Genomic DNA, 4,806 nt, shown 5'->3' on the forward strand with positions numbered 1-4,806 from the left:
TGCGGGATCCGGAGCTCGAGGGGACGGCCGAAGCCGTCGCACGCGCGATCGGTCTCGTGGGCGTCGCGAACGTGCAGCTGCGGCGCGACCGCGATGGCCGCGCCATGCTGCTCGAGGTCAACCCGCGGTTCCCGGGCGCGCTGCCCCTCACCATCGCGGCGGGCGTCGACATCCCGTCGCTCGTGGTCGACCTGTTCCTGGGACGGGAGCTGCCCGAGCGGCTGCCGTTCCGCGAGATCGCGTCGGTGCGCTTCCTCGAAGACGTGATCGTCGACGTCGACGAGGTGCTCGTCTCCGCGCATGCCGGCCATCAGGAGGAGGGGTGAGCGCCGACCTGCTGCGCGGCGACCACCACGTGCACTCCACCTTCTCCGATGACGCGGTGTCGACGCTCGAGGAGAACGTCGCCGCGGCGGCGGCCGTCTGCCTCGCCGAGCTGCGCCCCGTGGACCACGTGCGGCGCGACACGGGCTGGGTCCCCGAGCTCCTCGCCGCGGTCGCCGGGCTGCGGGTGCCCGACGGGCTGACCGTGCGCACCGGGGTGGAGGCCAAGATCCTCGATACCGCCGGCACCCTCGACATCCCGCGCCTGCCCTCCGGCGTCGACCGGATCCTGATCGCGGATCACCAGTTCCCCGGCACGGAGGGGCCGCTCGGCCCGAGCGCGGTGCGCGAACGGCTCGCCGCGGGCCTGCCTGCGGAGGACGCCGTCGCGGATCTGATGACCGCCTACGAGCGCGTCATGGAACGCCACCCCGGCAACCAGCTGGCCCATCCGTTCTCGATCCTGCCGAAGGTCGGGCTGAGCGAAGAGCTGATCGACGACGAGCGCCTCGAGCAGTGGGCGCGCACCGCCGCAGCGACCGACACGCACGTCGAGGTCAACGAGAAGTGGGGGTGCCCGTCTCCGCGCAGCCTCGCCGCGCTGCGCCGGGCGGGTGCCAGGCTCGTCGCCTCGACCGACAGCCACGACGCGGCCGACGTGGGGCGGTACCGTCGCGTCCGGGAGCTCCTGAGCGCCGCGGAGGCCGCCGGATGAGCCTCCCGGACGGCGTGCAGCTCGCGCTGGTCGTCCTCCTGCTCGTGTGCGTGCTGCTCGGCACGACCCCGGTGTTCAACACCGCGTTCCAGTTCCTCGTGCTGCCGCTGCACGCGTTCAAGAACCACTACCGCCGCGCCGCGCCGTACGCGCCGAACGTCGCCGTCATCGTCCCCGCGTGGAACGAGGGCCTCGTCATCGGCGCCTCGATCGACCGGCTGCTCGCCCTCGAGTACCCGGAGGACCGGCTGCGCATCTACGTGGTCGACGACGCGTCCACCGACGACACCCCCGAGGTGGTGCTGCGGAAGGCGGCCGAGCACCCCGGCCGCGTCGTGCACCTGCGCCGCGATGTCGGCGGCGAGGGCAAGGCGCACACCCTGAACCACGGCATCTCTCGCGTCCTGGGCGAGCCGTGGGCCGAGGCGATCCTCATCATGGACGCCGATGTCATCTTCGAGCACGACTCGCTGCGCAAGATGAGCCGGCACCTCGCCGACGAGCGCGTCGGCGCCGTCACCGCCTACATCGCCGAGGGGAGCGCGGACCGGAACTACCTCACCCGCTTCATCGGCATCGAGTACATCATCGCCCAGCTCGCCTCGCGGCGGGCGCAGAACGTGCTCGGCGCAATCGCCTGCCTCGCCGGCGGCGCGCAGCTGCACTCCCGCGCCAACCTCGAGGCGATCGGCGGGCGCATCCCCACCGGCACGCTCGCCGAGGACACGATGACGACGTTCGAGAGCCAGCTCGCCGGGCGCCGCATGGTGTTCGAACCGCACGCCGTGGTGCTCGCCGAGGAGCCGCGCACCGTGGACGCGCTCTGGAAGCAGCGTCTGCGCTGGGCCCGCGGCAACGTGCAGCTCACCTCCATCTACCGCCGGGTCTGGTTCCGGCCGAGCCGGCACCATCGCCTCGGCAGCCTCTCCTTCGGACTCACCTGGTTCAGCATCCTGCTGCTGCCCGCCTGGATGCTGCTCGCCGCCGTCGCCCTCTTCTCGCTGCTCCTGCTGCACAGCGAGGTCGCCGAGAGCGTGTTCCGCTTCATGTGGATCGCGGCCTCCTGCACCTACCTCTTCTCGATCCTGCTCTCGGTGCAGCTCGACCCGCGCACCGCGGCCGTCTCCTGGCGGGAGGCGCTCCTCTTCCCGGGCGTCGGCGCGATGCTGCTCATGCTGATCGCGCTCTTCCCCTACCAGTCGGATCAGCTGCTCACGCAGTGGTTCGGCACGCTCGGCCCGGCGGATCGCTTCCTCTTCGCCAGCCTGCTCTACCTCTGGGGGCCGATCTCGCTGCTCGGCGCATGGGCGGCCCGGCACGCCGAGCGCCTGCCCGCGGGCCGGTTCCTGGCCGGGCTGATGATCTACCTCTTCGGCTACGGCTCGCTGCTGTGCGCCATCACCGTCGATTCGTACATCAAGGAGTGGCGCCGGGCCGACGCCTCCTGGGTCAAGACCGAGAAGGTCGGAAGGGTGGTCTCGTGAGCTCTCGACGCGAGGAACGCGAGCTGCGGGACGACGCCCGCGCCGAATGGTGGCTGCTGCCGAAGGCGGGCCTCGCCCTCCTCGCCGTCGCCGCCCTCGTCTTCGTCCGCGAGTTCTTCCTGCCGTGAACGCGCAGCCTCCATCACCCGCAACCGCGCCCGAGCCGGGCGTCGCGGCAGCCGAGGATCGGCGTCCGGCGTCCGAGCACCGCTGGTACCGATTCATCGGCCATCCCACCCCGCTGCTCAAGCAGCTGCCGACCGCGATCGCCCTGCTGGCCTCGCTGATACTCGTCGCCCTGCTGCCCGAGATGGGCTTCGACCAGCTCGGTTTCGTCGTCGCCGGATCGCTGCTGGTCGTGGGCGCGACCGTCTACGCGGCCGCGCAGAGCGGGGAGCGGGGGCCGCGCACGCCCGACGGGTTCGCCGTGCTCGTGATCCCGCTGCTCGACATCGTCGGCCTCGGGCTCTTCCGCTTCGGCACCGGCGCCGGGCAATCCCTCTTCGGCGCGCTGGTGCTGCTGCCCATCGTGTGGCTGGCGACCGCCCCCGGCCTGCGCTATCTCGTCACCAGCGTGCTGCTCAGCTCCGCGATGATCATCCTGCCGTATCTCATCGAGACGCCGAGCCGCACGGCCGACTGGTTCCGCGGCATCATCGCGCCGCTCGTGTTCGCCGCCGTGGCGGCGGTGGTCAACGAGCTCTCGCGGCAGCAGCGTGCTCGAGCGGAAGAGGCCGAGGAACTCGCCGAGTCGCGGACCCGCGCGCTCGAACTGAACGAGACCATGATCGCGCAGCTGCAGCAGGGACAGCAGGAGTACCGCGCGCTCCTGGAGTCGTACGAGAGCCTCTGGGGGTCCGTCACGGCGCACGCGGCCTTCGCCACTGACGCTCAGGGGGTCGTCGAGGTGTGGGGCCCCGGCGCGGAGAAGCTGCTCGGCCTCAGCGCCGACGAAGCGCTCGACGGAGTGCGCATCGACCGCTTCTTCCCCGACGGCGTGCTCGCGTCGGTGGGCGGGTCGGATCAGGCACTCCTGGAGCCCGCGCCGCATCCGCATGCGGGATCCTCGGCGCCCGCGGCGGGGGAGTCGGCAGAGGAGAGCGAAGGGGATGCGGCGGCGGAGCCCGGACTCGCGGGCATCCGCGCCCTCTTCGCGCGCGCCGACTCGGGCGTTCCGCTCGACGGCGACCTCGAGGTCGTCGACACCGGCGGTCGCATGGTGCCCGCCCGTGTGACGGTGACTCCGCGCCGGGGCAGCGACGGCCAGCACCTCGGCTACCTGTTCGTGATCACCGACGAGACGCGGGCGGCGGAGATCGCGCGGATGAAGGACGAGTTCGTCGGGATGGTCTCGCACGAGCTGCGCACGCCGCTGAGTTCGATCATGGGGTTCCTCGACCTGCTCGGGAACGATCCGGAGCAGCCGCTGAGCGACGACCAGCGGCAGTTCGTCGACATCATCGAGCGCAATGCGAAGCGGCTGCTCTCGCTGGTCGGAGACCTGCTCTTCACCGCGCAGGTCGAGTCCGGCAACATGCCGCTCGTCCGCGAGACGGTGGATCTCGGCGAGTGCGTCGCATCCGCAGTGCAATCGGCGGTGCCCAGCGCGGATCGCGACGGGGTCGAGCTCGTGGCCCACACGCCCGCCGAGCCCGTCATGGTGAGCGGCGACGCCCGGAGGATCGGCCAGGCGATCGACAACCTGCTCTCGAACGCCATCAAGTTCACTCCGCGCGGCGGGAGCGTCGTCGTCGCGGCGGACGCACGCGGAGCGGAGGCGGAGATCCGGGTCCGCGATACCGGCATGGGGATCCCGAAGGGCGAGCAGGGCATGCTGTTCACGCGCTTCTTCCGCGCCTCGACGGCGACCCGCAACGCTGTGCCCGGCGTCGGTCTCGGCCTCGCCATCACCCGGGCGATCGTGCAGGCGCACGGCGGGGAGATGGAGGTCTCGAGCGACGAAGGCGCCGGCACCGAGTTCCGGATCAGGATCCCGCGCGTCGGATGAGCCGCCCCGACGCGCTACCCTGATGCGATGGCGATCCTCATCGACCCGCCGCTCTGGCCCGCCCACGGCACCCTGTGGAGCCATCTCGTCTCCGACCGCGACTACGACGAACTGCACGAGTTCGCCGCGCGCGTGCCCGTGCCCCGCCGCGGCTTCGACCTCGACCACTACGACCTGCCCGAGTCGCTCTACGAGCGCGCCGTCGCACTCGGCGCCCGGCCGGTCGGATCCCGCGACGTCGTGCACCGGCTGCGCGACTCCGGGCTGCGGGTGCG

Annotated in this window: 6 protein-coding genes; all 6 read left to right on the top strand. The window is 71.7% G+C overall.

Annotated elements, in window-relative coordinates; translation table 11 throughout:
* On the top strand, nt 1-326 hold a 326-nt coding region (locus tag ACFPZL_RS10090), incomplete at its 5' end, for an ATP-grasp domain-containing protein (RefSeq protein WP_382335293.1).
* Entirely contained in the window at nt 323-1,039 is a 717-nt protein-coding gene (locus ACFPZL_RS10095; RefSeq protein ID WP_382335295.1) for a PHP domain-containing protein, read from the top strand. The genes ACFPZL_RS10090 and ACFPZL_RS10095, both read left to right, overlap by 4 nt.
* Nucleotides 1,036-2,523: a glycosyltransferase family 2 protein gene (locus tag ACFPZL_RS10100; protein ID WP_218116282.1), complete on the top strand. Its 1,488-nt coding sequence runs from the start codon at nt 1,036-1,038 to the stop codon at nt 2,521-2,523. The genes ACFPZL_RS10095 and ACFPZL_RS10100 overlap by 4 nt, the downstream gene beginning before the upstream one ends.
* Nucleotides 2,520-2,651, top strand: a complete 132-nt coding sequence (locus ACFPZL_RS10105; protein WP_268912072.1) for a hypothetical protein — start codon at nt 2,520-2,522, stop codon at nt 2,649-2,651. The genes ACFPZL_RS10100 and ACFPZL_RS10105 overlap by 4 nt, the downstream gene beginning before the upstream one ends.
* The gene (locus ACFPZL_RS10110; RefSeq protein WP_236022130.1) at nt 2,648-4,531 is read left to right on the top strand and encodes a PAS domain-containing sensor histidine kinase; all 1,884 of its coding nucleotides are present in this window, start codon (nt 2,648-2,650) and stop codon (nt 4,529-4,531) included. The genes ACFPZL_RS10105 and ACFPZL_RS10110 overlap by 4 nt, the downstream gene beginning before the upstream one ends.
* 27 nt (nt 4,532-4,558) lie before the next feature.
* A partial coding sequence (locus tag ACFPZL_RS10115; RefSeq protein WP_382335298.1) for a DUF4031 domain-containing protein occupies nt 4,559-4,806 on the top strand: 248 nt, incomplete at its 3' end.

Source organism: Leucobacter soli (genome assembly GCF_042659205.1).
Classification (GTDB): domain Bacteria; phylum Actinomycetota; class Actinomycetes; order Actinomycetales; family Microbacteriaceae; genus Leucobacter; species Leucobacter soli.

Coding starts and splice junctions, on each gene's coding strand:
- ACFPZL_RS10100 (WP_218116282.1), top strand. CDS start 1,036: ATGAGCCTCCCGGACGGCGTGCAGCTCGCGCTGGTCGTCCTCCTGCTC.